Here is a 24,886-nt window from a genome sequence, read left to right as displayed (position 1 = left end):
GGCAAACTCACACCAGTACAATGTCGTACTGCTCCTGGTTGTAGATGGGCTCCACCTGGAACTGGATGGGGCGTCCGATAAATTCCTCGAGATCCGCCACATTGGCGGATTCCTCGTCCAACAGCAGGTCAATCACCACCTGGCTTGCCAGCACCATGATCTTGTCGCTGTCGTAGGCGCGGGCCTCGCGGATGATCTCCCGGAAGATTTCATAGCACACCGTTTCAGCGGTTTTCAGGGTTCCGCGCCCGGCACATACGCTGCAGGGCTCACACAGCATCTGCCCGAGGGATTCGCGGGTGCGCTTTCGCGTCATTTCCACCAGCCCCAGTTCGGACACACCGGTGATGCTGCTCTTGGCGTGATCCCGCTCCAGCGCCTTCTCCAGTGTGCGCAGTACCTGGCGCTGGTGCTCCGGGTCCTGCATGTCGATAAAGTCGATGATGATAATGCCGCCTAGGTTGCGCAGGCGCAGCTGGCGGGCGATGGCCGTGGCCGCCTCCAGGTTGGTTTTGAAGATGGTCTCTTCGAGATTGCGATGGCCGACGAACGCACCGGTGTTCACATCGATGGTGCTCATGGCCTCGGTCTGCTCGACGATCAGGTAGCCACCGGATTTGAGCGTAACCTTGTTCTGCAGCGCCTTGCGGATTTCCTCTTCCACCCCGTAGAGGTCGAACAGCGGCCGCTCGCCGGGGTAATGCTCGATACGCGGCGCGATTTCCGGCGCGTATTTACTGGTGAACTTGGCGGCGCGGGCGTGGGCCTCGCGGGAGTCGATACGGATCTTTTCCGTATGCGGCCGCGCCAGGTCCCGCAGTGCGCGCATGAACAGCGGCAGATCTTCGTATATGATCGCCGGCTCTCTTTCGATCTTGACGCGCTGCTCGAGTTCCTTCCACAGCTTGTACAGGAAAGGGATATCCCGCAGCAACTCCTCTTCACTGACGCCCTCAGCCACCGTGCGCAGGATAAAGCCGCCGTCGCCGCTGTGGCCCTCTTCCGCCAGCTTTGCCGCCGCCAGATCCACCAGCGCGCGCAGGCGCTCGCGCTCGGCTTCGTCTTCGATGCGGTTGGAGATGCCAATATGTCGGGTCTGCGGCATGTACACCAGGTAGCGGGCGGACACCGAGAGATGGGTGGTGAGACGCGCGCCCTTGCTGGAGATGGGGTCTTTCACCACCTGCACCACCAGCGATTGGCCCTCGCGCACCAGCGCACGGATGTCCGCCACTTCGCCCTCGCGGGACTCCATGCCGTGCTCGTCCAGCGGCGCAATATCCGAGGCATGGATAAACCCGGCGCGCTCGAGGCCAATATCCACGAACGCCGCCTGCATGCCCGGCAGCACCCGTACCACCTTGCCTTTATAGATGTTGCCGACGATCCCGCGGCGTGCGGTGCGTTCGAGATAGACCTCCTGCAGCACGCCGTTTTCCACCAGCGCCACACGGGTTTCCATTGGCGCCACGTTGATAAGTAATTCTTCGCTCACGGGCAGGTCGCTCCCAACTTCGTCCCTGTCTGCCAATAGGCGATGCCCGCCCGCTCCAGCAACTCCGCCAGGGCCTCCAGCGGCAGCCCCACCACATTGCTGTAACTGCCGTGAATGGATTCCACCAGCACGGCACCCATGCCCTGGATGCCGTATCCGCCCGCCTTGTCCTGTGGCTCACCGGTATTCCAGTAGCCTTCGAGCAGCGCGCGATCCAGTGCGCGAAAGCGCACCCGGGTCTCCACCACCTCGCTGAATTCGCCGCCGGCACCACTTAGGCACACCGCTGTGAGCACCGAGTGCTCACGGCCGGACATAAGACGCATCATGCGGGTAAAATCGGCGAAATCGCGGGGTTTTTCCAAAATCTGGCCATCCACCACACCAATGGTATCCGCGCCCAGAGACCACACCGCCGCTCCAGCGTGTGATGACTGTTGCACCTGCGCGAAACCCGCGCGGGACTTTTCCCGGGCCAGACGCAGCACGTAATCCCGCGGCGATTCATCGACACCGCGGCGCTCTTCCACGGAAGTGGCGGCAACTGCAAACGGTACGCCAATCTGCTGCAACAGCTCCGCCCGCCGCGGCGATGCGGAGGCGAGAATCAGGCGCTGTGTGGATTCTGGATCTGGCACGGGTTCGTCTTATCGTTATGAATTCGGGCAATGGGTTCGGCTAAAGGCCTGATTATAGCGGCCCCGCTCGAAAAATAACCGCGCCGGCGGCGCGACTTAACACAAATTTGCCGACTGCAATCTCGGCACCGTTAAAAATCGTAGCGAGCGGGTGGCTGGTGGTGGCCGCCGGAGCACAGGAAGCGGAATGTACACTCAGTACATGAGCATTCCGAGCACCGCCGGACGCCGCCAGGCGCTCGCGCAGTAGATTTTCAGCGAATTCGCAGCCGCGACGCCAGTCCACCCAGCCAGGGGGTCACCAGTGGCCACAATAGAGCAGTGGTCAGAGCCGGCCACAGGAACGTGAGCCCCGGCACCGTTTTGCCGGCGAGGCCGTGTACCCAGTTACCCAACAGCTGGTTGATTCCCACCAGCACGAACACCCACATCAGCTGTTGCCCGGGATTGAACGCACGGGTGCGGCGATAGGTGAGCAGGCTGAAATAGGCGAGCACCCCAAGGGACAGGGCGTGGGCCCCCAGGGTCGAGCCGGTAACCAGGTCTTCCAGCAGTCCCATGATCCAGGCAAAGCCGACACCCAGATTTTCCGGCATGCGGGTGGTCCAGAATATGACCAGCAGGGCACAGAAGGAGGGACGGAACCAGAGCCAGTTGGCGGGCAGCGGCATTACCGCCAGCAACAAGGCCACAAGAAAGGTCAGCAGGATGAACCAGCGATTGTGGGCGTCCATGGCATCAATCCCGCGCCGCGGGCGCCAGGCCTTCCGTCGGGTCGACGTCCTCGTTGCCGATCACTGCCAGCACAAAGCGGCTGCGATTCATCAGCCCGCGGGGCTGTACATCCACATCGGCAAACGCCTTGCCGGGGTCGCGCCTGACTGCAATCACCTCACCCACCGGATAGCCTGCCGGGAAGCGGCCGCCGAGACCGGAGCTCAGCAACAGGTCACCCTCACGGATATCACTGGTATTGGCCAGATGGCGAAGCTTCAGGCGGTACAGGTCGCCGGTGCCCTCGGCCACCGCACGCACACTGTTGCGCAGCACCTGCACCGGCAGCGCGTGGTCGGCGTCGGTGATCAGCAGTACGCGACTGGAGAAATCCCCCGCTTCGACCACCTGTCCGAGCAGGCCACTGGCGTCCATGATCGCGGTACCGTCGCGAACGCCGTCACTGCGGCCCTTGTCGATGATCAGCACATGCTCGAGGGGGTCCGGGGACACACCGATTACCTGCGCCACCAGCACCCGCTGATCCACACTCTCGGCGGAGTTCATCAGTTCTTTCAGCTGGGTGTTTTCCGCACGCACCGCGGCGAGCAGCTGGGTCTGCTGCTCCAGCAGCATGACCTGGTGCTTGAGGCGGCTGTTTTCTTCCACCAGCTCTTCGCGGGTGCGCAGCTGGTCTTCCGCCCAGTCGCCCACACGGGACGGCGTTCCGGTGATCCAGTAGAAGGGTGCGGCAAGACTGGAGAGGCGTTCGCGCACGGGGTCCAGCCAATCGGTGTAGAGATTGACCAGAATAAGCGCGGTCGCCACCAGGCCCAGCACCACAATGCGGGATTCCGGCGACGGACCTCGAGTAAATAACGGTTTAATGGGCGGCCCCCATCGACCTGCTCAGCAATGATGTTGTTATTGGCTGTGGCGCTAATTCCATGCGCGCTGATGCGGCGGCACTCCTGCGTCCCTGAGCGCCGCCAAAGCAGACAGTCACCAGATCAGTTGGTAACCAGGTACAGGCGGCTCTTGTCCATCATGTCGAGAGCCTTGCCGCCACCGCGGGCGACACAGGTCAGCGGGTCGTCGGCGACGATCACCGGCAGACCGGATTCTTCCATCAGCAGGCGATCCAGGTCGCGCAACAGCGCACCGCCGCCGGTCAACACCATACCGCGCTCGGCGATATCGGAGGCCAGTTCCGGGGGCGACTGTTCCAGCGCGCTCTTCACCGCTTGCACGATGCCGGTGAGCGGCTCCTGCAGCGCTTCGAGGATCTCGTCGCTGTTCAGAGTGAAGCTGCGCGGCACACCCTCGGCCAGGTTGCGGCCGCGCACGTCGATCTCACGCACTTCGCTGCCGGCATAGGCGCAGCCGATTTCTTCTTTGATGCGCTCGGCGGTGGCGTCACCAATGACACTGCCGTAATTGCGGCGCACATAGTTGACGATGGCCTCGTCAAAGCGGTCGCCGCCAATACGCACGGAGTCGGAGTAAACCACGCCGTTCAGGGAGATGATCGCAATCTCGGTGGTACCACCGCCGATATCCACCACCATGGAACCGCTGGCTTCCTCAACCTTCAGACCCGCACCGATGGCCGCGGCCATGGGTTCCTCAATCAGCCATACCTCGCGCGCGCCGGCGCCGAGAGCCGATTCGCGGATTGCGCGACGCTCAACTTCGGTGGACTGACAGGGCACACACACCAGCACTCGTGGGCTCGGGCGCATCCAGCTGTTTTCGTGCACTTTCTTGATGAAGTGCTGCAGCATCTTCTCGGTCACCTGGAAGTCGGCGATCACACCGTCCTTCAGCGGGCGGATGGCGGTGATGTTGCCCGGGGTACGGCCCAGCATGCGCTTGGCCTCCACACCCACCGCTTCCACGATTTTGGTGCCGTTGTAGTGGCGGATGGCGACAACAGAGGGTTCATCGAGGACTACGCCGCGATCGCGCACGTAGATCAGCGTATTGGCGGTACCCAGGTCGATGGAGAGATCACTGGAGAACATGCCCCGCAAACGTTTAAACATGGAATTCGGTTACCTTAAATCTGATGTACAACACCTGAAGCGGAATTGGGTTCAGGTGCCGCAGAGCGCCGACACACGGCCCGATAGCGCTCCCGGCTGGGGAAAGCGTTACAGGGTAGTTAGTCCACGCAAATAATTCTGTGTTCCGGGCAGCGTTTTCGCCCGATCTCCGTCAAATAGGCCAGCGCCGAGGGGGCCCCTGGCCAGAATCGGCAAACTCTAACAATGGCGCGGGTTCAGAGCAAGGCTGAATAATGCCCACATGTAAGAACGGGTAATGTGTCCAGGCCCAAAGGGTACAGGCACGGCTCCAGAACAACTTATGACTACTGCTGGGGAGTTTTCCCCACAAACATGCTAAATTTGCGCCCTTATTTTTCACCGGCCACCCGACGCACCGGGCACGGCCGCAAGTAAGCCTTTGAGAAGCTGGAGTCTCTACCCCCATGGCCGTGGACGCGCAAACCGTTGAAAAGCTGGCCGAACTGGCCCGCATCGCCATCTCCAAAGAAACCATTGAAGAAGTCAGCAGCCGCCTCGGCGACGTACTGCAACTGGTAGACCAGCTGCAGGCGGTGAATACCGACGGTGTCCTGCCCATGGCGCACCCGCTGGACGAGGTGCAGGTACTGCGCCGCGACCAGGTCACCGAACCCAATCGCCGCGAGGAATTCCTCGCGCTGGCGCCCCAGACCGAGGCGGGCCTGTACTTGGTGCCGAAGGTGATTGATTGACGGGTCACCGACTGACCGACCAGCCGCAAGCGACTACAGAATAGACAAGAAACCGGATTTCCCATGCATCAGTTGACCATCGCCGAGATTATCCGCGGCCTGCGCGACAAGCAGTTCTCCAGCGTCGAGATCACCAGCCATATGCTGGAGCGCATCCAGCAGCTGGATAGCCAGTTCAACAGCTTTATCACCGTCACCGGCGAGCAGGCCATCCAGCAGGCCGCCGCTGCCGATGCACGCCTGGCCCAGGGTGACGCCCCGGCCCTGTGCGGTGTACCCATCGCCCACAAGGACATTTTCTGCACCCGCGGTGTTCGCACCAGCTGCGGCTCGAAAATGCTCGACAACTTCGTGTCGCCCTACGACGCCACCGTGGTGGAGAACTTCCTGCAGGCGGGCGCCGTCAGTCTCGGCAAAACCAATATGGACGAGTTCGCGATGGGCTCCTCCAACGAATCCAGCTTCTACGGCCCGGTAAAAAACCCCTGGGACGTAACGCGGATCCCCGGCGGCTCCTCCGGCGGTTCCGCCGCGGCAGTGGCCGCACAGCTGGTACCGGGCACCACCGCCTCCGACACCGGCGGTTCCATTCGCCAGCCCGCGGCCATGACCGGCACCTCCGGCCTCAAACCCACCTACGGTCGTGTATCCCGCTGGGGCATGATCGCGTTTGCATCGAGCCTCGACCAGGGTGGTCCCATCGCACGCACCGCCGAAGACGTGGCGTTGATGCTGTCGGTAATGGCGGGACCGGACAACAAGGATTCCACCTGCCTGGACCGCCCGGTGCAGGACTACACCGCCAACCTGAACGATTCCATTGCCGGCCTGAAGATCGGCGTACCCAGCGAGTACTTCGGTGAGGGTCTCGATTCCGAGGTCGGCGCGCGGGTGCAGGAGGCGCTGGCGGCCTACGAAAAACTCGGCGCGGAACTGGTGCAAATCAGCCTGCCCCACAGCAAGCTCGCGGTACCCGCGTATTACGTCATTGCACCGGCGGAGGCCTCGGCCAACCTGTCGCGCTTCGACGGCGTGCGCTACGGCTACCGCTGCGAAAATCCCGCGGATCTGCGCGACCTGTATATGCGCTCCCGCGGCGAGGGCTTTGGCGAGGAAGTGAAGCGCCGCATTCTGGTCGGCAGCTACGCCCTTTCCGCCGGCTATTACGATGCCTACTACAACAAGGCCCAGCAGGTGCGTCGCCTGATCAAGCAGGACTTCGTCGACGCCTTCCAGAAAGTGGACGTGATCATGGGCCCCACCGCGCCGAACCCGGCATTCAAGCTCGGCGAAAAAAATGCCGATCCGGTGGCCATGTACCTGGAAGACATTTACACCATTGCCACCAACCTGGCCGGCCTGCCCGGCATGTCCATTCCCTGCGGTTTCGCCCACGGCCTGCCCGTCGGCCTGCAGATCATTGGCAATTACCTGGACGAGGCGCGCATGCTGAATGTCGCGCACCAGTTCCAGCAGGCCAGTGACTGGCACCAGCAAATCGCCCCGGCAGCAAAATAAGGAGACGCGACGTGGAATGGGAAGTCGTCATCGGGTTGGAAGTACATGTACAACTCGCTACCCAATCAAAAATTTTCTCCGGCGCCAGCACCGCGTTTGGTGCCGAGCCCAACACCCAGGCGTGCGCGATTGACCTCGCCATGCCCGGCACCTTGCCGGTTCCCAATGAAGAGGCCTTCCGCTATGCGGTGATGTTCGGCCTCGCCATGAATGCGGAGATCGGTAAACGCTCGGTATTCGAGCGCAAAAACTATTTCTACCCGGACCTGCCCAAGGGCTACCAGACCACCCAGCTGGAACAGCCGATCGTCGGCGAAGGCCAGATTGAAATTCATCTGGAAGACGGCAGCAGCAAGATCGTGCGCCTGCACCACGCACACCTGGAAGAGGACGCGGGCAAATCGCTGCATGAAGATTTCCACGGCATGTCCGGCATCGACCTCAACCGCGCCGGCACCCCGCTGATCGAAATCGTATCCGAGCCGGATATGCGCAGCGCCGCGGAAGCGGTGGCCTACCTGAAAAAGATCCACAGCATCGTGACCTACCTCGGCATTTCCGACGGTGATATGTCGCAGGGTTCACTGCGTTGTGACGCCAACGTCTCCGTGCGCTTGAAAGGCGAGGAAGAGCTGGGTACCCGCGCCGAAATCAAAAACTTGAACTCCTTCCGCTTCATCGAAAAGGCGATCAAGGTGGAGGCCCAGCGCCAGATCGACCTGATCGAGGACGGTGGCAAGGTGGTGCAGGAAACCCGCCTGTACGACGCCGACAAAAATGAAACCCGCTCCATGCGCAGCAAGGAAGTGGCCAACGATTACCGCTACTTCCCCTGTCCGGACCTGTTGCCGGTGGTGCTGTCGGACGAGTACATCGAGCAGATTCGCGGTGAGCTTCCGGAGCTGCCGGATGCCAAGCGCGCGCGTTTTGAAAGCGATTACGGTCTATCCGCCTACGATGCGGACCTGTTGACCCAGGAGCGCGCCACCGCGGATTATTTTGAGCAGGTGGCGGCCAAGTCCGGCGAAGCGAAACTGGCGGCCAACTGGGTCATGGGTGAGCTTGCCGCACTGCTGAACCGCGAAGAAAAATCCATTGCCAATTCCCCGGTAACGGCCGAGCAACTTGCGGGACTGATCGCGCGCATCAAGGACAACACCATTTCCTCCAAAATTGCCAAGCAGGTGTTCGAGGCGATGGCGAATGGCGAAGGCGATGCAGATACCGTCATCGAAGCCAAAGGATTGAAACAGGTAACCGATACCGGTGCTATCGAAAAGCTGGTGGACGACGTGATCGCCGCGAACGCGGCACAGGTGGAAAATTACCGCAATGCCGATGCCGATAAACGCCCGAGAATGATGGGGTTCTTTGTCGGCCAGATCATGAAAGCCTCCAAGGGCCAGGCGAACCCGCAGATGATCAACCAGATCCTGCAGGACAAGCTCGACGCCCTGCTCTGAATTGTTTCTGATTCGTTCCGCGGGGCCCAACCGGGCCCCGCAACCGAGCCCTCCCTAATCCGCGCCGACAAGCCCTTCCATTTCGCGCCCCCTATCCTTAACTCCCCACACCATCCCTTTCGCCGACACATCCGTGCACCTCTTTCGACGAATGGTTAATGGACAGCGGGAACTCGAGCGTGAAAAGCTGAGGCCAATAACGATAAACCGCTAAGCTGAGCCAGTAACGGTATGCGCAGGCCAGTGACAACGAAACGAGAGGTGCCCGGCAATGAACCACCCGCTCCCCAGCTACACCAAGGGCGATACCACCCAGCCGCTGCTCGAAATGACCATCGGTGACCAGTTTGACGATACCGCGGCAAAGTTTCCCGACAATGACGCGCTGATCTCGGGCCACCAGGGTATCCGCTGGACATATGCGGAATTCAAGCAGCAGGTGGACACCTGTGCGCGCGCGCTGCTGGCTCTGGGCATAGAAAAAGGGGACCGGGTCGGCGTCTGGTCGCCAAACTGCGCCGAGTGGACCACCATGCAGTTTGCCACCGCGAAGATCGGCGCCATTCTGGTCAACATCAATCCGTCCTATCGCCTGCACGAGCTGGAATACGCACTCAATCACTCGGGGGCGCGCATGCTGGTCACTGCGGAAAAATTCAAAAACTCCGATTACACGGCGATGCTGTACGAGCTGGCGCCGGAACTCAGAAACAGTGACAAAACGCGATTAAAGTCGGAAAAATTGCCACACCTGGAACTCGTGGTAACCCTGGCGGAAAAACCCCAGCCCGGCATGTGGCGCTGGCAGGAACTGCCACAACAGGCCGCATCGGTCGCGCCGCAAACCCTGGCGAGGTCACAGTCCGCACTGCACTGTAGTGACCCGATCAATATCCAGTACACCTCCGGCACCACCGGCTCGCCCAAAGGCGCCACCCTCTCCCACCGCAATATCCTGAACAATGGCTTTTTCGTGGCGGAAAGCATCGGCCTGACGGAAAAAGATCGCCTGGTCATTCCTGTGCCCCTGTACCACTGTTTTGGCATGGTGATGGCCAATCTCGGGTGTGTCACCCACGGCGCCACCATGATTTACCCTGGCGAAGGCTTTGATCCCCGCGCGGTGCTGGAGACGGTGAGCGCAGAACGCGCCACTGCCCTCTACGGCGTGCCCACCATGTTTATCGCCGAGCTGGACCACCCCGATTTCGCCGACTACGACCTCAGCTCGCTGCGCACCGGAATCATGGCCGGCTCCATCTGCCCGGAAGAAGTCATGAAGGCGGTCAACGGCCGCATGCACATGCGCGAGGTGCAGATCGCCTACGGCATGACCGAGACCAGTCCGGTTTCCACCCAGACCAGTGCTAGCGATGCCTTTGACAAGCAGGTCACCACCGTCGGCCGCACCCAGCCGCATCTGGAGTCCAGGGTGATCGATCCGGTGAACGGCGCGACATTGCCGCGCGGCGAAATCGGCGAGCTCTGCACCCGCGGTTACAGCGTCATGCTCGGCTACTGGGACAATGAAGCCGCGACCCGCGACGCCATCGACGACGACGGCTGGATGCACACCGGGGATCTGGCCACCATGGACAGCGAGGGATACATCCAGATCGTCGGGCGAATCAAGGACATGGTGATCCGCGGCGGGGAGAACATTTACCCCAAGGAAATCGAGGAATTCCTGTATACCCACCCGGCGATTTCCGATGTGCAGGTCACCGGGGTCCCGGACAAGAAATACGGTGAAGAACTGATTGCCTGGGTGAGACTGCGAGCCGGCAGTGAGTCAGTTTCTGCAGAGGATCTGCGCACCTTCTGCCGCGGTCAAATCGCCCATTACAAGGTTCCGCGCTATTTCAAATTCGTCGACGAATTCCCGATGACCGTGACAGGAAAAGTGCAGAAATTCCGCATCCGCGAAATTTCCATCGCCGAGCTCGGTATCGAAGCCTGAAGCGGCAATCTCCCCACGGTATTTATAACCGCCGCCTCCATAGAACATAACACCGTGCCGGGGCGGGCCATTCTGGCCCGACCCTTGCACCTTCCCCCCCGCCCCTTTAGGCTCAGATCACCGGCGCCGGCCTATCCCGCCGCCCGACCTTGCACCCGGCCACAGAGCCCGCAGCAATTACCGGTGCCTTCCAGAACAATAATTCCGGAAAAACGACCTATGAAAATAATAAGTACATTGGCAACCAGCCTGATGATTCTCACTTTCAGCAGCGCGGGGGTTACCCAGCCCCAGTTCACCACCACCGCCGAAATTCGCGCGGCTCTGGATGAAGGCACCACCACTTCCGAGCTGCTGGTAAGTCGCTATACCCAGCAAATTCAACAGCTCAACGAAAAGCTGCATGCGGTAACCCAGCTCAATCCAGCCGCGCTGGAAGACGCCCGGCGGCTCGACCGGCTGCGGCTTGAGGGCCAGGTACTCGGTCCGCTGCACGGCATCCCGGTGCTGCTGAAGGACAATATCGATACCGCGGACGGACTCGCAAACACCGCGGGATCGATCCTGCTGCGGGACAACTTTCCCCGGGCTGACGCCCACCTTGTGGCCCAGCTCAAGAAAAACGGCGCGATCATTCTCGGCAAGGCCAACCTGAGCGAGTGGGCGAACTTCCGCTCCACCAATTCCTCCAGTGGCTGGAGCGGCACCGGCGGGCAGGCGCACAACCCCTACGACCTCACCCGCAGCCCCTGTGGCTCGAGTGCCGGTTCCGCGGTTGCCGTTGCCGCTGGTCTCGCCCCGCTTGCGGTGGGCACCGAAACGGATGGCTCCATCACCTGCCCTTCCGCCATCAATGGCATCGTCGGCATCAAGCCAACCCTGGGGCTGGTCAGCCGCTCGGGTATCATTCCGATTTCTGCGTACCAGGACACCGCGGGACCGATGGCGACGACCGTGACCGGTGCAACCCTGTTGCTGGATGCGATGGTGGGCAAAGATGCGGCAGACGGTGACAGTTTTGCGGCGCCGACCCGCTATGCCGACCACCTCAGAGCGGACGGCCTGCAGGGTTTGCGCATTGGCGTGGTACGCAATCTCATGGGCTACAGCGCGCAGACCGATGCAGTATTCGAACAGGCGTTATCCATCCTGCGCGAACAGGGCGCCACCGTTGTCGACAATGCCAATATCGAAACACTCGAGCAAATGAATGCCGTGGAATTCGACCTGCTGGCATGGGAGTTCAAGGACGCACTGAACGATTATCTGGCCACCGCCACCACCCAGCACAAGACGCTGGAGGCGCTGATCGCGGCGAACCGCGAAAGCAAGGAACTGGCGATGCCCTATTTCGGCCAGGAAATCTTCGAAATGGCACAGCGCTCACAGGGCCGCAAAGAAAAGGATTTCGACAGCAAGATGGCCGAGCTGCGCAATCTCGCCCGCGCCCGCGGTATCGACGCCACCATGGCTAAACACGAGGTCGACATTTTGATAGCGCCGACGGTCAGCCCGGCGTGGAAAATCGACCACATCAACGGCGACCACTATGCCGGCTCCGCGACGACTCCCGCCGCCGTTGCCGGATATCCCCATATCACCGTCCCCATGGGATTTGTGCGACACCTGCCGGTGGGCATTTCCTTTTTTGCCAGCGCCAACCAGGAAGACAGGCTGATTGCCGCCGCATACAATTACGAGCAGGCCAGCAAGCAGCGCCGCGCGCCGCGGTTTTTGAATGGCGACCCGGCCCCGTACATTTTCGGCAGCAATTGAAAGAAGGAAGTAACAATGAGCCTGAAAAAAGACAAGCAGAAAGTCCTCGGCGAAATTTTCGATGACGAGCGCATCGCCGGTTTCCTGGTTGGCGAAGCACCGGAAGGCTTCAACCGGGATTTCTATCTGCTGGAGCGCGCCTACCGCGGCATGAAGGCAGAAAATTTTGCCACCTTCGTGCAGCTGTTCAAGCAACAGGGCCTGGACCTGAACAGCCAGAGCCCGGACGGACAGACACTGCTGGCGCGTATTGGCGAGCATGCGCAGAGCGAGGAATACGCAGAAATCCTGTGCGCAGCAGGAGCGCAATAACCCATGACCTCCAACCCGGCACACGGCGTCAACGCACTGATCCGGGGGGCGCAGCTGCTCACCCGCAAGGAGCTGCGCCCGTTCATCATCATTCCGCTGCTCATCAATCTGGTGCTGTTTATCGCACTGGGCGCACTGATGGTCAGCCAGTTTGACGACCTCGGCCGCTTTATCGGCAGCCTGTTGTCGGACACACCGGTCGATACCTCCAACATGTCCTGGTGGCGGGCAATACTCGCCAAGGGCGCGGACTGGGCCGCCAGTGTTTTCCAGTGGCTGGCGTGGTTGATTGCGATCGCCGTGGTGCTGCTGTTTTTCCTGGTATACGGCTACCTGTTTGGCATCATCACCAATATCATCGCCGCCCCGTTTAACGGCTTTCTCGCGGAAAAAGTCGAAGAGCTGCTCACCGGCCACCCACCGCCCCCGGAAGCGCTGCACAGCATGGTGTTCCGCACCCTGGGGCGGGAATTGCGCAAGCTTATGTATTTTCTCGGCTGGGGTATCGTGATTTTCATCATCGCGCTGCTTACCAGCTGGACCGTGTTTATCCCCGCGATCCTGACTGCCCTGTGGGGCGCCTGGTGCATGGCAATCCAGTATGTGGACTACCCGCTGGACAATCACCAGCGCTCCTTCAGCGAACTGAAACGCGTGCTGATGCGCAAAAAATTCACCACCCTCGGGTTCGGTGGCAGCGTGATGCTGGCGAAGATGGTGCCGGTGCTGAATATCTTTGTGATGCCCGCTGCGGTCGCCGGTGGCACTGCCCTGTGGGTGGAGCGGATCTGGACCGAGGGCGATCCCGGCAAAGGACCCAATGGCGCGACAGTTCCGGTGGAAAATCCGTCGCCAGCAGACCAAAAAAAATGGCCGAAAGGCATCGAGGGTCCGGACAAGTAGACCGACGGAAATTCTCCCTGCCGCCACCTGGTCGCCCCCGCTGTACTCGAGCTTGTCTAGGCTTTAGATGGACATCGCAAAGGCAACACGGAAGGCGGCAGGCCTATGAAAATCGACTGGAGCGGGATCCGCTTCGACGGCGAGAAAAAGTATCGCCAGGGGCAGTGCCCCACACGGATTGAGCCGCTGTATTCGGATAAAAAGGATTACCAGAAAAAGATCCGCAAGCTGCGCCACGCCATCGACGAGCGCCAGCAGGTGATGTACGCCCACGACCGCTACAGCCTGCTGACCATCTTCCAGGCGCTGGACGCGGCGGGCAAAGACGGCACCATCCGCGCCGTGTTCAATGGCGTCAATCCCCACGGCGTCGAGATCACCTCTTTCAAGCGCCCCAGCGAAACCGAGCTGGAACACAACTTCCTCTGGCGCACCGCGATCGCCATGCCGCGCCGCGGCAATATCGGGGTATTCAACCGCTCCTACTACGAAGAGGTACTGGTGTGCCGGGTGCACCCCAGTTTAGTCACGGAGTACCAGAAAATACCCGGCGAACGCACCCGCAATCTGGATACCCTGTTTGCCGACCGCTTCGAAGCGCTCCGCGCCACCGAGCGCTACACCGTAGACAACGGCACGCTGATGCTGAAATTTTTTCTCAATCTCTCCCGCGACGAACAGCGCAAGCGCTTTCTCGCGCGCATCGATGAAGCGGACAAGAACTGGAAATTTTCCGAGGCAGACGTGAAGGAGCGGGCGTTCTGGGACGACTATCAGCGCGCCTTCGAAGATATGATCAACGAAACCTCAGCGCCCCATGCGCCCTGGTTTGTGGTACCCGCCGACGACAAGAAAACGATGCGGCTGATTGTCGCCAGCGCGGTGCTGGAGGCCCTGAACAGTATGGATATGTGCTATCCCGAAGTCTCGAAAGCGCGACGGCGGCAACTCACCAAGTACCGCCAACAGCTGCTGAAGGATTAGGCCGTTTTTGCCGGCCGTAAAACGTAAAACGGCCCCCGGGATCTCCGGAGGCCGTCGAGCAAAGACAGCGGGAAATTAACGGCGCGAGCGACCACCGCCACCGCCGCCGCGGCGCCCGCCGCGATTACCACCGCGGTCGCGATCTCCGCGATCGCCGCTGCTGTACTTCACCTGTACTTTCGGCGGTTCCACCAGCAGTTCTTCCGGCGGCACTTCGCATTTCAGTTTGGTGCCGAGCAGCGCCTCGATGGGCTCCAGGCGCATGGCATCGTCTTCACAGGCAAAGCTGATGGAGGTGCCGCTCTTACCCGCGCGCCCGGTGCGGCCGATGCGGTGCACGTAATCTTCCGGCTCTTCCGGCAGGGTGTAGTTCACCACGTGGCTGATGCCGTCGATATGAATGCCGCGGCCGGCAACATCGGTGGCCACCAGCACCTTGGACTTGCCGGTTTTGAAATCATCCAGCGTGCGCACGCGCTTGTTTTGCGCTACTTCACCGGACAGCAGACCCGCGTTGATACCGTGGGCCAGCAGGTGTTCGTGCAGGCGGCGGCACTGGTCGCGGCGGTTAGCGAACACGATCAGGCTCTCCACATCTTCCTGCTGCACGATGTTGTACAGCAGCGGGTATTTTTCCTCACCGGAAACCAGGTACACGTGCTGGGTAACGGTATCCGTCGCCACGCGCTCCGGCTGGATTTCAACGATCACCGGCTCGGTCGTCCACTGCTCTACCAGGTCGTCCACTTCCGGGGTGAAGGTGGCGGAGAAGAACATGGTCTGGCGATGGGTCTTGCGCGGGGTCTGGCGCACGATACGGCGCACATCGGGAATAAAGCCCATGTCGAGCATGCGGTCGGCCTCGTCGATCACCAGGATTTCCGTCTGGTCGAGGAAACAGTCGCGCTTGCTGACGAAGTCCAGCAGGCGGCCAGGGGTGGCGACGAGGATGTCCACCAAGCGCTCGTTCAGCGCCTTCTGCTGTTTCTGGTAATCCATTCCACCCACCAGGGTGTGGATTTCCAGGTCGGTGTATTTACACAGGTTTTTGGCGTCGTCGGCAATCTGCATCACCAGCTCGCGGGTCGGGGCGATGATCAGCGCGCGGGCTTCACCGGCGTAACGCGCGCCTTCGAACGGGTGCTTGAGCAGGTCGTCGATCACGGTGATCAGGAAGGCCGCCGTCTTGCCGGTACCGGTCTGCGCCTTGCCCACCAGGTCGTGGCCGTTCAGGGTGTGCGGGAGAGACTGACCCTGGATCGGCGAGCAGTACTGGTAACCCAGGTCGGAGATGGCGTGCATCAGCGGCAGCGGCAGGTCGAGATCGTGAAAACGAACTTTGCCTTCCTGTTCCTCCACCTGGAATTCATCCAGACTCCAGGGTTTCTGCGCCGCCTGCTTGCGCGGGGAATCCTTGCGAGGGCTTTCCTTCCTGGGGGAATCTTTCTCGGATGACTCTTTTCCCGCTGATTGGGCACGCGCGGACTCACCGCCCTTGCCGGTTCTTTCGCCGCCCCTGTCATTCTTGCCGCCCCGGCGCCGATTGCGCTGGCGACCGCCACCGGACTGGTCTTCGCGCTCTTGGCGGGGCTTGTCCGCCCCGGGTTCGGCAGTCTTCTGGCCTTCGGCCGCTGGTTGAGACTTGTCTGTGGAACGACGGAAAAACTTACCTATCAACGGATTGCTCGCTCAAGTGTGCGCAGGTCCACCGGGTGCGGACCTGCGTGCCGGCGGGGCCAGAAGCGCTCCCCGGCCAGCATGGGTTAAATAATCGGCGAGTATATCATCTATATGCCGAAAGAGAGGTAGCGGCGTCTTTGGCGCTCAATCCAGCCCGATACCACGCCGGCGGGCAATCCAGTAATCCAGGCTCACGTAGCGCCCGCCACCACCAAACAGCAACGCCAGCAGCATGATGAAGTAAGTGGCCGCAAACTCGATACCGTTTTTCAGTATGGTGAAAATACCGGCTTCGGTAAGCCATGGGTAATCGCCATGTGCCTTGAGGATTTCCACCGCCTTGTCGCGGCGCTCGATCGCCGCCGCAATAAGATCCCGGCGCCATTCCCACGGCATGGTCAGGGTCTGCTCTGGCAGCGCGTGCCAGCCGTACTGCCAGTGCGCTGCCACTGCCGCCACCGCCATGGTGACGAGCAGCGGAATGGCCGCTAGCCGCACCCCCAGTCCCAGCACCAGTGCGATGCCGCCGAGAAATTCCGTCAGTGCCGCGAGCCACGCCAGCAGGTTCGGCGCCGGCAGTCCGAGCCCCCAGTCCGGGTTGCCAAACCAGGTCGCCACCTGCTCGATACCCTCGAGCTTGTGCAGCCCGGAGAGGATAAAAATTGGCCCCAGGAACAGCCGCAAGCCCAGCAGCCCCAGCCCGTCGAACGGCCGCAGAATCCGCAGGAAACTCCGGTAAATGCGATTGAACCCGCTGCCTGTGCCCTCCATAATCCGCTCCCAAGAATGCACGCACCTGCTGCCCCCGCCATCCGACTGACCCGGAATCGAAGCCTGCAACCTTGCCGGCCCCACTCCAAACCAGTTTAGCCAGCTGTATAGACCCCCAATGCCAAAGCTCTACAAACGCGCCACAGCCACCGAGCTGCGACATCTCACCAAACTCGGCGGGCCGCTGGTGGTCAGCAACCTGGCGGTGGTGAGCATGGGGGTTACCGATACCATCGTCGCCGGCCAGTCCGGGGAGGTAAACCTCGCCGGTCTCGCACTCGGCTCCAGTATCTGGGCGGTGTGCGCGGTAACCCTGATCGGCATGCTCGCGGCAGTCTCGCCGGTGGTGGCCAATCTGCGCGGTGCGCGGGATGAAGCGGGCTGCGCGCAGCAGATGCGCCAGTCGGTGTGGATTGCCCTGATCGGCGGGCTGCTGGTGGCCGCCGCGCTGCTGGCCGCGCCCCTTTGGAGCCAGTGGATCCAGACCGAGGAAGCGGTGCGGCGGGTGATGGTGCAGTACCTGCAGGCGCTGGCCATCGGTACCCTGCCGTTCGCGTTCGGCAGCGCACTGCGGGGCTACTGTGAGGGCATGGCGCAGGTGCGCCCGGTGATGCGGATTTATCTCGCCGCCGCGGCCCTGAACATCCCGCTGGATATCCTGTTCGTGTTCGGCTGGGGTCCCATCCCCGCCATGGGCGGCGCCGGCTGTGGCTTTGCCACCAGCATCGTGTGCTGGTGTATCGCCATCGCGCTCTATTGGCACGCGGGCCACGACGGCGCCTACCGGGCCCTGGACCTGAAACTGCTGCCGCCGCGCCCGCACTGGCCAACCCTGAAGCACCTGCTGGCGGTGGGCATGCCCATCTGCATCGGCGCCGCCAGTGAAGTGACCTTCTTTGCCAGCCTGACCCTGCTGCTGGCGGCCTACGGTGCCACCATCGTTGCCGCGCACCAGATCGGGCTCAGTATCGGTTCCATTTTCTACCTTGTGGCGCTGGCGCTGGCGCAGGCGGTGAGTATCCGCACCGCGCAGGTCCTGGGTCAGAACCGCCCCAAGCGCGCACGCTTTGTCAGCACAGTGGGCGTCGGCAGCGGCCTGGTGTACGCGCTGTTTACCGGTGTCGTGCTGATCAGCCTGCGGGATCTGTTGGTACTCGCTTACACCAGCAATCCCGATATCATTGCGGTGGCAAGAAACCTGCTGCTGCTCGCCGCCGCCTTCCAGCTGGTGGATGTGACCCAGGCAATGGCCGCCGGCGCACTGCGCGGCTACCGCGACACCCGGGTGCCAATGTATCTGCAGCTGGTTTCCTACTGGGGTGTGGGGCTCGCCAGCGCCTGGTGGATCGGCGAGCACTTCTGGGGAGTGTATGGCTACTGGGTCGGTATCTGCATCGGCCTAGGCACCGCCGCCCTGCTCCTGCTGTTGCGACTGTGGCGCACTTGCGGGCGGCAACTGGACAAGCGCCCCACAGCCGGGTGAGCATGCACACCGGCCTGCAGTGCAGGCCCGCGGTCGGTCACAGAATGCTGGATTCGCCAAAATTCGCGCAATTCTGCCGGAACCCTTTGGCTATACTCGCGCTCTCATTCCCTGACACCAGAATCTACTGAATTTCTCGCACTGGAGTATTTCATGCGCCGCCGCTCTCTGAGCCTCTCCCTGTTTGTTTCCCTCGCCAGTCTCTCCACGATGTACTCCGCTGCTCTCAGCGCAGGAGAATCCGCAGCAGTGGAAGCAACGGCGGAGCCTGCCGCGGCACCCCCCGCGGCCGATGAGCCCATTTCCGCTGCGCAGTTGAGTACCGATGCCAACGTGGCCGCAGGTGAGGATAAGGCCGAGCAAGACAAGAAGCCGGCCATGCCCCAGGCAAAAAGTATCGAGCTGGACAAACCCGTCAGCGAGCAGGAGATAGCGGCGCCCCCAACCACGGAGCCCGCGGCCGAAAACGCGCCGGTGGCAGAGCCTGCCCCACAAACGGGCGCAGAAACGGCCCAGGACGCAACACCGGAGGCAGCTTCACCGGAGCCTGCCGCCCCAGTTGGACGCCCGCTGCAGCTGCTCGGCGCCGAGGTGCCGCCAGCTACCTCCACCCGTCTGGCCTGGTCGCCGAGCCAGCATTTCGAGGGTGTCTACAGCGCGACCCCGGTGCTGGTGGTCAATGGCGCCGAACCCGGCCCGACCCTGTGTCTCACCGCGGCACTGCACGGCGACGAGCTGAACGGAATCGAGACCGTGCGCCGGGTGATGTACAACCTGGACCCGAAAACCCTGAAGGGCGCGGTGATCGGCGTGCCGATCGTGAACCTGCAGGGGTTCCACCGCGGCTCCCGCTATCTCACCGACCGCCGCGATCTGAACCGTCACTTTCCCGGCGACAAGCGCGGCTCCTCGGCCTCGCGTATCGCGCGTTCGTTTTTCAACGAGGTGGTGGTGCACTGCAATGCCATCGTCGACCTGCATACCGGCTCCTTCTACCGCACCAACCTGCCGCAGCTGCGCGGCGACCTCACCGACCCCAAGGTGGTGAAGCTGACCAAGGGTTTTGGCTCCACCGTGGTGCTGCACAGCAAGGGCGCCAAGGGCACCCTGCGGCGCGAGGCGGTGGAGGCGGGCATTCCCACCGTAACCCTGGAGGCCGGCGCGCCGATGGTGCTGGACGAGCCGTCCGTAAGCCACAGTGTGAAGGGTATCCGCACGCTGCTGAACCAGCTGGGCATGGTGAACAAGTTCCGCCTGTGGGGTGAGCCGGAGCCGGTGTATTACAACTCCACCTGGCAGCGCGCCACCAACGGCGGCATCATTTTCAGCAAGGTGCAGCTCGGGCAGACGGTGAGCAAGGGCGATCTGCTGGGTACCGTCACCAATCCGATCACCAATGTGCGCAAGGAAATCCGCTCCCAGCACAACGGGCGCATTCTCGGTATGGCGATGGACCAGGTGGTACAGCCGGGCTTCGCCGCCTACCACATCGGTATCCAGGCACCGCAGGAGCAGATCAGCCCGCCGGAGGAAGTGACCGCGGAACCTGTGCCCGAGGTAGTGCCCGAAAAGGCGCCGGAAGCAACACCTATTGTGGAACCTGCGCCGGCACAGTCTGCGGAGGAGTCGCAGCAGAAGCTGGATAACGACGAAGGGCGGGACGAGGACTAAACAGTCCCTCGCATCAAGTTCGGATTACGCAAATCCTTATTTGGGCGGTGACACCCGATCGATTATCGGTGTGGGATCAAAGTGCAGCGGCTCCGGCTGCAGGGTGATGTGATCGATATCGAAGCGCTGGTGCAAAGTCTTGCGCAAGCGCTCCAGCACTCTCGGCCAGGCGATGAGATCCTCCACCACAATGTGCGCGGACAGGGAAACACTGCGGCTGTCGAGACGCCAGATATGCAGGTCGTGCACGGACTTCACGCCGTCCACCGCCGCCATGGTCTCCCCAACCACCGGCAGGCTCAGCTCGCGCGGCACCCGCTCCATCAACACGTCCACTGCATCCCGCAGCAGCCTCAGGCTGGAAAACAGGATCAGCACACAGATCAGCACTGACAGCAGTGGATCGATGGGGGTCCAGCCAGTGAAATAGATCACTGCGCCCGCCACCAGTGCCGCCACGGACCCCAGCAGATCTCCCATCACGTGCAGTAGCGCGCCGCGAATGTTCAGGGTCTGCTCGCCGCGATGCAGCACCCAGGCCACGGCGACGTTCACCAGCAGGCCGATCGCGGCGATCAGCATCACCATGCCACCCTGCACCGGCTGCGGCTCCCGCAGGCGCTGGAATGCAGCGATCCCGATGCCGATCACAATCAGCAGCATCAGCACCGCGTTGACCACCGCGGCGAGCACCTCCGCCCGCCCCCAACCAAAGGACAGTTCGCGGTTCGCCGGCCGCTGCGCCAGCAGCGCTGCCACCGCGCCGAGGGCGAGGGAAAAGGAATCGGTGACCATATGCCCGGCATCGCCGAGCAGTGCGAGGGAACCGGATATCCAGCCGCCGACGGCTTCCACCAGGGCGAAGGCGAACGTGATGACGAGCCCCCAGACCAGGGGTTTCAGATGATTGCTACCGTGGTGGTGATGCGCGTGCTCGTGCATGGATTCCTTCCCCGACCAGTGTGCTGGGATTTTAATGTCGCCCGAGGGTGATACGTTCCCGCCCGGCATAGTCAAGGCGGGTCTCGACGTCGCGGTAGCCGCATTCGGAAAAAATCCGCCGCACTGCCCTGCCCTGATCCCAGCCGTGCTCCACCACCAGCAGGCCACCAGCCACCAGGTGCGCGCGAGCCGCGCCTGCAATCTGGCGGATGTCCGCAAGCCCCGACTCTTCCGCGATCAGTGCCGACAGCGGCTCAAAGCGCACGTCGCCTTCGCGCAGGTGCGGATCCTTTGGGTCGATATACGGGGGATTGCTGACGATTACGTCGAAGCTGCGCCCTGACAGGGCGCCAAACCAGTCGCTCTGCAGTATTTCCACGTTGGTAAAACCCAGCTGCTGGCGATTCTCCTCTGCCAGCGCGACCGCCGCCGGCATACGGTCCACCGCGACGATCTGCCAGCGGGGCTTTTCACTGGCGAGTGCCAGCGCAATGGCGCCGGTGCCGGTGCCGAGATCCAGCACCTGCAGTTGCTCCTGGGGACACAGTGTCAGCACCGTTTCCACCAGTACCTCGGTGTCCGGACGCGGAATCAGGGTTGAGCGGTTGACCTTGAGCGGCAGCGACCAGAATTCACGGCTGCCGGTGAGATGGGCCACGGGTTCGCCGGCGATGCGGCGCTTCAGCAGGCGCTCGAAGTTGGCCTGCTGGGCTTCGTCGAGTGGGTGTTCGGGCCAGGTGTAGAGCCAGGCGCGGGACTTGCCGAGGAGGTGGCAGAGCAGGACTTCCAGGTCCAGCCGCGGGCTGTCGCTTTCCGTTAGCTCCACCGCCCGCAGCAGGTTTTCCTTCAACGTGGCCATGGGATCAGTGCTGCCCCAGTGCGGCCAGCTGGTCTGCCTGGTACTCGGTGCGCAGTGCGCCGATGACTTCGTCCAGCGACCCCTGCATCACTTCATCCAGCTTGTAGAGGGTGAGGCCGATGCGGTGATCGGTGATACGCCCCTGGGGGAAGTTGTAGGTGCGGATGCGCTCGGAGCGGTCGCCGCTGCCCACCAGGTTGCGGCGCGCGTCGGAGATTTCCTGGGCGGCGGCGGACTCCTGCGCGCTGTTCAGCTTGGCCTGCAGCAGCGCCATGGCCTTGGCGCGGTTCTTGTGCTGGGAGCGCTCGTCCTGGCACTCCACCACAATGCCGGAGGGAATATGGGTAAGGCGCACCGCGGAATCGGTTTTGTTCACGTGCTGGCCACCGGCACCGGAAGCGCGATAGGTATCGATTCGCAGGTCCGCCTTGTTGATCTCGATGGCGTCGCGCTCGTCCGGCTCGGGCATGACCGCCACGGTACAGGCGGAGGTGTGGATACGACCCTGGGATTCGGTTTCCGGCACCCGCTGTACGCGGTGCGCGCCGGACTCGAATTTGAGCCGCGCGTAGACATCCTCGCCCACCACACGGGTGATGATTTCCTTATAGCCGCCGTGTTCACCGGGGTTTTCGCTGATCACCTCGATGCGCCAGCCCTGCTTCTCACCGTAGCGCGAGTACATGCGGAACAGGTCGCCGGAGAAGATCGCGGCCTCGTCGCCGCCGGTACCGGCACGGATTTCCAGGTAGACATTTTTGCGGTCGTTGGGATCGCGCGGCAGCAGCAGGGTCTGCAGTTCCTTTTCCAGCGGTTCCAGCTGGGCTTCCGCCTCGCGCAGCTCCTCCTGGGCCATCTGGCGCAACTCCGCGTCGCTCTCGTCGAGCATTTCCCGCGCGGCGGCCATGTCGTCCTGCAGGGTTTTGAAGCGCTGGTAGCACTTCACAACTTCCTCGAGCTCGGCGTACTCCCGCGACAGGTCGCGGAATTTGTCCTGGTCGCTGATGGTTTCCGCATCCCCCAACAGGGCGGAGACCTCCTCGTGGCGTTCAACGAGGTGGTCGAGTTTCTGTTGTACCGAAGCTTTCATTACTTGAGATTCTTCTTCTCCGGCGCTGCGGCCGAATTGTGCGAGTCCTGGCCGGCGTCTTGCGGCTGCAGACCTATGATTTCCCGCGCGATGCGCAGCCGCTCCAGGTCGCCATCGGCGGTGGCCTGGCGCAGGGCCACGGTGGGCGCGTGGATCAGTTTATTAGTGAGGGTACGCGCCATCTGTTCGAGCAACTGTTCTGGGTCGCCGCCGGCGCGCAGCTGGATCAGCGCTTTTTCCAGTTCGTCCTTGCTTACCGCCTGCGCCTGCTGGCGATAGCTGCGGATGGAGTCCACCGCCTGCAGGCTGCGCTGCTCGCGCATGAAGGCGTGCGCCGCGGCGTCGACGATATGGTGCGCGGCCTCGGCAGCCTGCTCGCGCAGTCGCCGGCCCTCGTCGATCACACCGCGCAGATCGTCGACGGTATAGAGGTACACGTCGTCGAGCTTGGCCACCTGCGGCTCGATATCCCGCGGTACGGCGATGTCCACCATAAACATGGGGCGGTGGCGACGCTGCTTGAGCGCGGTTTCCACCGCACCCTTGCCGAGGATCGGCAGCTGGCTGGCAGTGGAGCTGATGACGATATCCGCCCGCGGCAGGTATTCGGGAATATCCGCCAGCAGGATCGCCTCGGCACCGAAGTCTTCCGCCAGCGACTGGGCGCGGCTCAGGGTGCGGTTGGCGACGATGAGCTTCTTGACGCCCTTGTCCAGTAAATGCCGGGCCACCAGCTCGATGGTTTCCCCGGCGCCGATCAGCAGTGCAGTCTGCTGGCCCAAATCGGTAAAGATCCGCGACGCCAGCGATACCGCGGCGTAGGCCACGGACACCGGGTTTTCACCGATGGCGGTTTCGGTGCGCACCTTCTTCGCCACCGAGAACACCTGCTGGAATACATTGTGCAGGGTGGAGCCGACACTGCCGGACTCCCGCGCCACCGCATAGGCGGATTTCATCTGCCCGAGAATCTGCGGTTCGCCGAGGACCAGCGAGTCGAGCCCACAGGCCACCCGCATCATATGGCGTACCGCGAGCTCGTCGGAAAACTGGTAGTGACAGCCGGACAGCTGATCCAGCGGCACTCCGTGGTAGTCAGAGATCCACGCCAGCAACAGCTCCGGCGCCACTTCACCGTATATTTCCGTGCGGTTGCAGGTGGAGAGGATGGCCAGCTCGCGGCACTCGAGGGCGGTGCGGGCCTCCGCCAGGGCACTGGGCATCACTTCAGGGGCGAACGCCACCCGCTCGCGCACGGCGACCGGCGCGCTGTCGTGATTGATTCCCAGGGCAATGATTGGCATAGGTTCTCTTTGCGGGTTCTCGTCGTCTCTAAGGCACTGCAGGGCGCCCCTGTGCGGCGGACAACTGCCTCGCCGCTGGCTGAAATGGCCGCATATTGTCCGGGCCTGCCCGGCGCTGTGCAAGCGGTATCCCCCTATCCCCGTGATAGCCTGATTCCGTTGGGTCTACTGGACTTTCCAGCCTGTGCCGCGGCGACCCGGGGTCAAAATGGCGCCCCACTCAGCGGATTATCGGGGCTCAACGGGACTTAACGGGGTTTAACTGGGTTTAAATAGGTGCTTACTTTGCCGCTGCCGTCCGTCGGCGGCCAACGGGTACCAAATTGAGAACTAGAATTATACGGCGATAACCCGGAAAAATACGCCAACAGACGCCCCCATCACCCGGATGGGCGGGCAGCAGCGCTGCCTTGCCCTCGCCCCGCGGCACCGCCCCGCCGCGGTTTACTGAGCCCAAGGTTGGCAGATGGTCGGCGCGAACGTACGGACACGTTTCTATGCAGCTTTTCTTTGCATCTCTCTTCGCCCCCCGGCTTGCCTCCTC

General features: G+C 62.2%; 21 protein-coding genes. 10 read left to right on the top strand and 11 right to left on the bottom strand.

Features of this window, described 5'->3' with window-relative positions:
- Positions 1 to 7: 7 nt before the first annotated feature.
- The 5 genes from rng to R5R33_RS14360 all read right to left on the bottom strand — a co-directional run bounded on the left by rng (position 8) and on the right by R5R33_RS14360 (position 4,892).
- Entirely contained in the window at positions 8 to 1,495 is a 1,488-nt protein-coding gene (gene rng, locus R5R33_RS14380; RefSeq protein WP_318953390.1) for a ribonuclease G, read from the bottom strand.
- A complete protein-coding gene (locus R5R33_RS14375) occupies positions 1,492 to 2,133 on the bottom strand; it encodes a Maf family protein (protein WP_318953389.1) in 642 nt (213 codons plus the stop codon). Before R5R33_RS14375 ends, rng begins: the two co-directional genes overlap by 4 nt.
- A 254-nt stretch (positions 2,134 to 2,387) precedes the next feature.
- Positions 2,388 to 2,867 (bottom strand): rod shape-determining protein MreD, encoded by a 480-nt coding sequence (gene mreD / locus R5R33_RS14370; RefSeq protein WP_318953388.1) that lies wholly within the window; start codon positions 2,865 to 2,867, stop codon positions 2,388 to 2,390.
- 4 nt (positions 2,868 to 2,871) lie between these two features.
- The gene (gene mreC / locus R5R33_RS14365; RefSeq protein ID WP_318955743.1) at positions 2,872 to 3,735 is read right to left on the bottom strand and encodes a rod shape-determining protein MreC; all 864 of its coding nucleotides are present in this window, start codon (positions 3,733 to 3,735) and stop codon (positions 2,872 to 2,874) included.
- A gap of 122 nt (positions 3,736 to 3,857) precedes the next feature.
- Entirely contained in the window at positions 3,858 to 4,892 is a 1,035-nt protein-coding gene (locus tag R5R33_RS14360) for a rod shape-determining protein (RefSeq protein WP_105103606.1), read from the bottom strand.
- 446 nt (positions 4,893 to 5,338) lie between these two features.
- On the opposite strand from R5R33_RS14360, the gene gatC reads away from it, so the two are divergent.
- From gatC to R5R33_RS14320, 8 genes are all read left to right on the top strand, one after another.
- Complete coding sequence (gatC, locus tag R5R33_RS14355) at positions 5,339 to 5,626, top strand: Asp-tRNA(Asn)/Glu-tRNA(Gln) amidotransferase subunit GatC (protein ID WP_318953387.1); 288 nt, start codon at positions 5,339 to 5,341, stop codon at positions 5,624 to 5,626.
- A 63-nt stretch (positions 5,627 to 5,689) separates the two neighbouring features.
- On the top strand, positions 5,690 to 7,144 hold the full coding sequence (gene gatA / locus R5R33_RS14350) for an Asp-tRNA(Asn)/Glu-tRNA(Gln) amidotransferase subunit GatA (RefSeq protein ID WP_318953386.1): 1,455 nt from the start codon (positions 5,690 to 5,692) through the stop codon (positions 7,142 to 7,144).
- Between the two features lie 11 nt (positions 7,145 to 7,155).
- The gene (gene gatB, locus R5R33_RS14345) at positions 7,156 to 8,607 is read left to right on the top strand and encodes an Asp-tRNA(Asn)/Glu-tRNA(Gln) amidotransferase subunit GatB (RefSeq protein WP_318953385.1); all 1,452 of its coding nucleotides are present in this window, start codon (positions 7,156 to 7,158) and stop codon (positions 8,605 to 8,607) included.
- Positions 8,608 to 8,878: 271 nt separating this feature from the next.
- Positions 8,879 to 10,567: an AMP-binding protein gene (locus R5R33_RS14340; RefSeq protein WP_318953384.1), complete on the top strand. Its 1,689-nt coding sequence runs from the start codon at positions 8,879 to 8,881 to the stop codon at positions 10,565 to 10,567.
- 219 nt (positions 10,568 to 10,786) lie between these two features.
- A complete protein-coding gene (locus tag R5R33_RS14335; protein WP_318953383.1) occupies positions 10,787 to 12,343 on the top strand; it encodes an amidase in 1,557 nt (518 codons plus the stop codon).
- 15 nt (positions 12,344 to 12,358) lie between these two features.
- Positions 12,359 to 12,655 (top strand): PA4642 family protein, encoded by a 297-nt coding sequence (locus R5R33_RS14330; RefSeq protein ID WP_318953382.1) that lies wholly within the window; start codon positions 12,359 to 12,361, stop codon positions 12,653 to 12,655.
- A 3-nt stretch (positions 12,656 to 12,658) separates the two neighbouring features.
- Positions 12,659 to 13,558 carry a sulfate transporter CysZ gene (gene cysZ / locus R5R33_RS14325; protein ID WP_318953381.1) on the top strand — a complete coding sequence of 300 codons (900 nt, stop codon included), beginning with the start codon at positions 12,659 to 12,661 and terminating at the stop codon, positions 13,556 to 13,558.
- A 105-nt stretch (positions 13,559 to 13,663) separates the two neighbouring features.
- The gene (locus R5R33_RS14320) at positions 13,664 to 14,542 is read left to right on the top strand and encodes a PPK2 family polyphosphate kinase (RefSeq protein WP_318953380.1); all 879 of its coding nucleotides are present in this window, start codon (positions 13,664 to 13,666) and stop codon (positions 14,540 to 14,542) included.
- A gap of 75 nt (positions 14,543 to 14,617) precedes the next feature.
- Here the strand turns inward: R5R33_RS14320 and rhlB are convergent, their stop codons facing one another.
- Together rhlB and R5R33_RS14310 are read right to left on the bottom strand one after the other, a co-directional pair.
- On the bottom strand, positions 14,618 to 16,219 hold the full coding sequence (rhlB, locus tag R5R33_RS14315; protein WP_318953379.1) for an ATP-dependent RNA helicase RhlB: 1,602 nt from the start codon (positions 16,217 to 16,219) through the stop codon (positions 14,618 to 14,620).
- A 147-nt stretch (positions 16,220 to 16,366) separates the two neighbouring features.
- Entirely contained in the window at positions 16,367 to 16,993 is a 627-nt protein-coding gene (locus tag R5R33_RS14310) for an HvfX family Cu-binding RiPP maturation protein (RefSeq protein WP_318953378.1), read from the bottom strand.
- Positions 16,994 to 17,111: 118 nt separating this feature from the next.
- On the opposite strand from R5R33_RS14310, the gene R5R33_RS14305 reads away from it, so the two are divergent.
- On the top strand, positions 17,112 to 18,476 hold the full coding sequence (locus R5R33_RS14305; protein WP_318953377.1) for an MATE family efflux transporter: 1,365 nt from the start codon (positions 17,112 to 17,114) through the stop codon (positions 18,474 to 18,476).
- A gap of 153 nt (positions 18,477 to 18,629) precedes the next feature.
- The gene (locus tag R5R33_RS14300) at positions 18,630 to 20,147 is read left to right on the top strand and encodes a succinylglutamate desuccinylase/aspartoacylase family protein (RefSeq protein ID WP_318953376.1); all 1,518 of its coding nucleotides are present in this window, start codon (positions 18,630 to 18,632) and stop codon (positions 20,145 to 20,147) included.
- Between the two features lie 36 nt (positions 20,148 to 20,183).
- Here the strand turns inward: R5R33_RS14300 and R5R33_RS14295 are convergent, their stop codons facing one another.
- Genes R5R33_RS14295 through hemA form a run of 4 tightly spaced genes read right to left on the bottom strand, consistent with a single transcriptional unit; the run spans position 20,184 to position 24,342 of the window.
- The gene (locus R5R33_RS14295; protein WP_318953375.1) at positions 20,184 to 21,089 is read right to left on the bottom strand and encodes a cation diffusion facilitator family transporter; all 906 of its coding nucleotides are present in this window, start codon (positions 21,087 to 21,089) and stop codon (positions 20,184 to 20,186) included.
- 31 nt (positions 21,090 to 21,120) lie between these two features.
- On the bottom strand, positions 21,121 to 21,948 hold the full coding sequence (gene prmC, locus R5R33_RS14290) for a peptide chain release factor N(5)-glutamine methyltransferase (RefSeq protein WP_318953374.1): 828 nt from the start codon (positions 21,946 to 21,948) through the stop codon (positions 21,121 to 21,123).
- 4 nt (positions 21,949 to 21,952) lie between these two features.
- A complete protein-coding gene (gene prfA, locus R5R33_RS14285) occupies positions 21,953 to 23,038 on the bottom strand; it encodes a peptide chain release factor 1 (RefSeq protein WP_318953373.1) in 1,086 nt (361 codons plus the stop codon).
- A complete protein-coding gene (hemA, locus tag R5R33_RS14280) occupies positions 23,038 to 24,342 on the bottom strand; it encodes a glutamyl-tRNA reductase (protein ID WP_318953372.1) in 1,305 nt (434 codons plus the stop codon). Before hemA ends, prfA begins: the two co-directional genes overlap by 1 nt.
- Positions 24,343 to 24,886 lie beyond the last annotated feature (544 nt).

Source organism: Microbulbifer pacificus (genome assembly GCF_033723955.1).
Lineage (GTDB): Bacteria > Pseudomonadota > Gammaproteobacteria > Pseudomonadales > Cellvibrionaceae > Microbulbifer > Microbulbifer pacificus.
Note: the sequence above shows the minus strand (reverse complement) of the source record. Positions and strands in the feature narration are given on the sequence as shown.

Bases quoted from the DNA above. Each gene is read 5' to 3' on its own strand.
- R5R33_RS14360 (WP_105103606.1), bottom strand. From the start codon at position 4,892: ATGTTTAAACGTTTGCGGGGCATGTTCTCCAGTGATCTCTCCATCGAC.
- prmC (WP_318953374.1), bottom strand. From the start codon at position 21,948: ATGGCCACGTTGAAGGAAAACCTGCTGCGGGCGGTGGAGCTAACGGAA.
- R5R33_RS14330 (WP_318953382.1), top strand. From the start codon at position 12,359: ATGAGCCTGAAAAAAGACAAGCAGAAAGTCCTCGGCGAAATTTTCGAT.
- gatA (WP_318953386.1), top strand. From the start codon at position 5,690: ATGCATCAGTTGACCATCGCCGAGATTATCCGCGGCCTGCGCGACAAG.
- gatC (WP_318953387.1), top strand. From the start codon at position 5,339: ATGGCCGTGGACGCGCAAACCGTTGAAAAGCTGGCCGAACTGGCCCGC.
- prfA (WP_318953373.1), bottom strand. From the start codon at position 23,038: ATGAAAGCTTCGGTACAACAGAAACTCGACCACCTCGTTGAACGCCAC.
- R5R33_RS14340 (WP_318953384.1), top strand. From the start codon at position 8,879: ATGAACCACCCGCTCCCCAGCTACACCAAGGGCGATACCACCCAGCCG.
- cysZ (WP_318953381.1), top strand. From the start codon at position 12,659: ATGACCTCCAACCCGGCACACGGCGTCAACGCACTGATCCGGGGGGCG.
- R5R33_RS14320 (WP_318953380.1), top strand. From the start codon at position 13,664: ATGAAAATCGACTGGAGCGGGATCCGCTTCGACGGCGAGAAAAAGTAT.
- R5R33_RS14300 (WP_318953376.1), top strand. From the start codon at position 18,630: ATGCGCCGCCGCTCTCTGAGCCTCTCCCTGTTTGTTTCCCTCGCCAGT.
- R5R33_RS14305 (WP_318953377.1), top strand. From the start codon at position 17,112: ATGCCAAAGCTCTACAAACGCGCCACAGCCACCGAGCTGCGACATCTC.
- R5R33_RS14335 (WP_318953383.1), top strand. From the start codon at position 10,787: ATGAAAATAATAAGTACATTGGCAACCAGCCTGATGATTCTCACTTTC.
- R5R33_RS14295 (WP_318953375.1), bottom strand. From the start codon at position 21,089: ATGCACGAGCACGCGCATCACCACCACGGTAGCAATCATCTGAAACCC.
- mreD (WP_318953388.1), bottom strand. From the start codon at position 2,867: ATGGACGCCCACAATCGCTGGTTCATCCTGCTGACCTTTCTTGTGGCC.
- R5R33_RS14310 (WP_318953378.1), bottom strand. From the start codon at position 16,993: ATGGAGGGCACAGGCAGCGGGTTCAATCGCATTTACCGGAGTTTCCTG.
- hemA (WP_318953372.1), bottom strand. From the start codon at position 24,342: ATGCCAATCATTGCCCTGGGAATCAATCACGACAGCGCGCCGGTCGCC.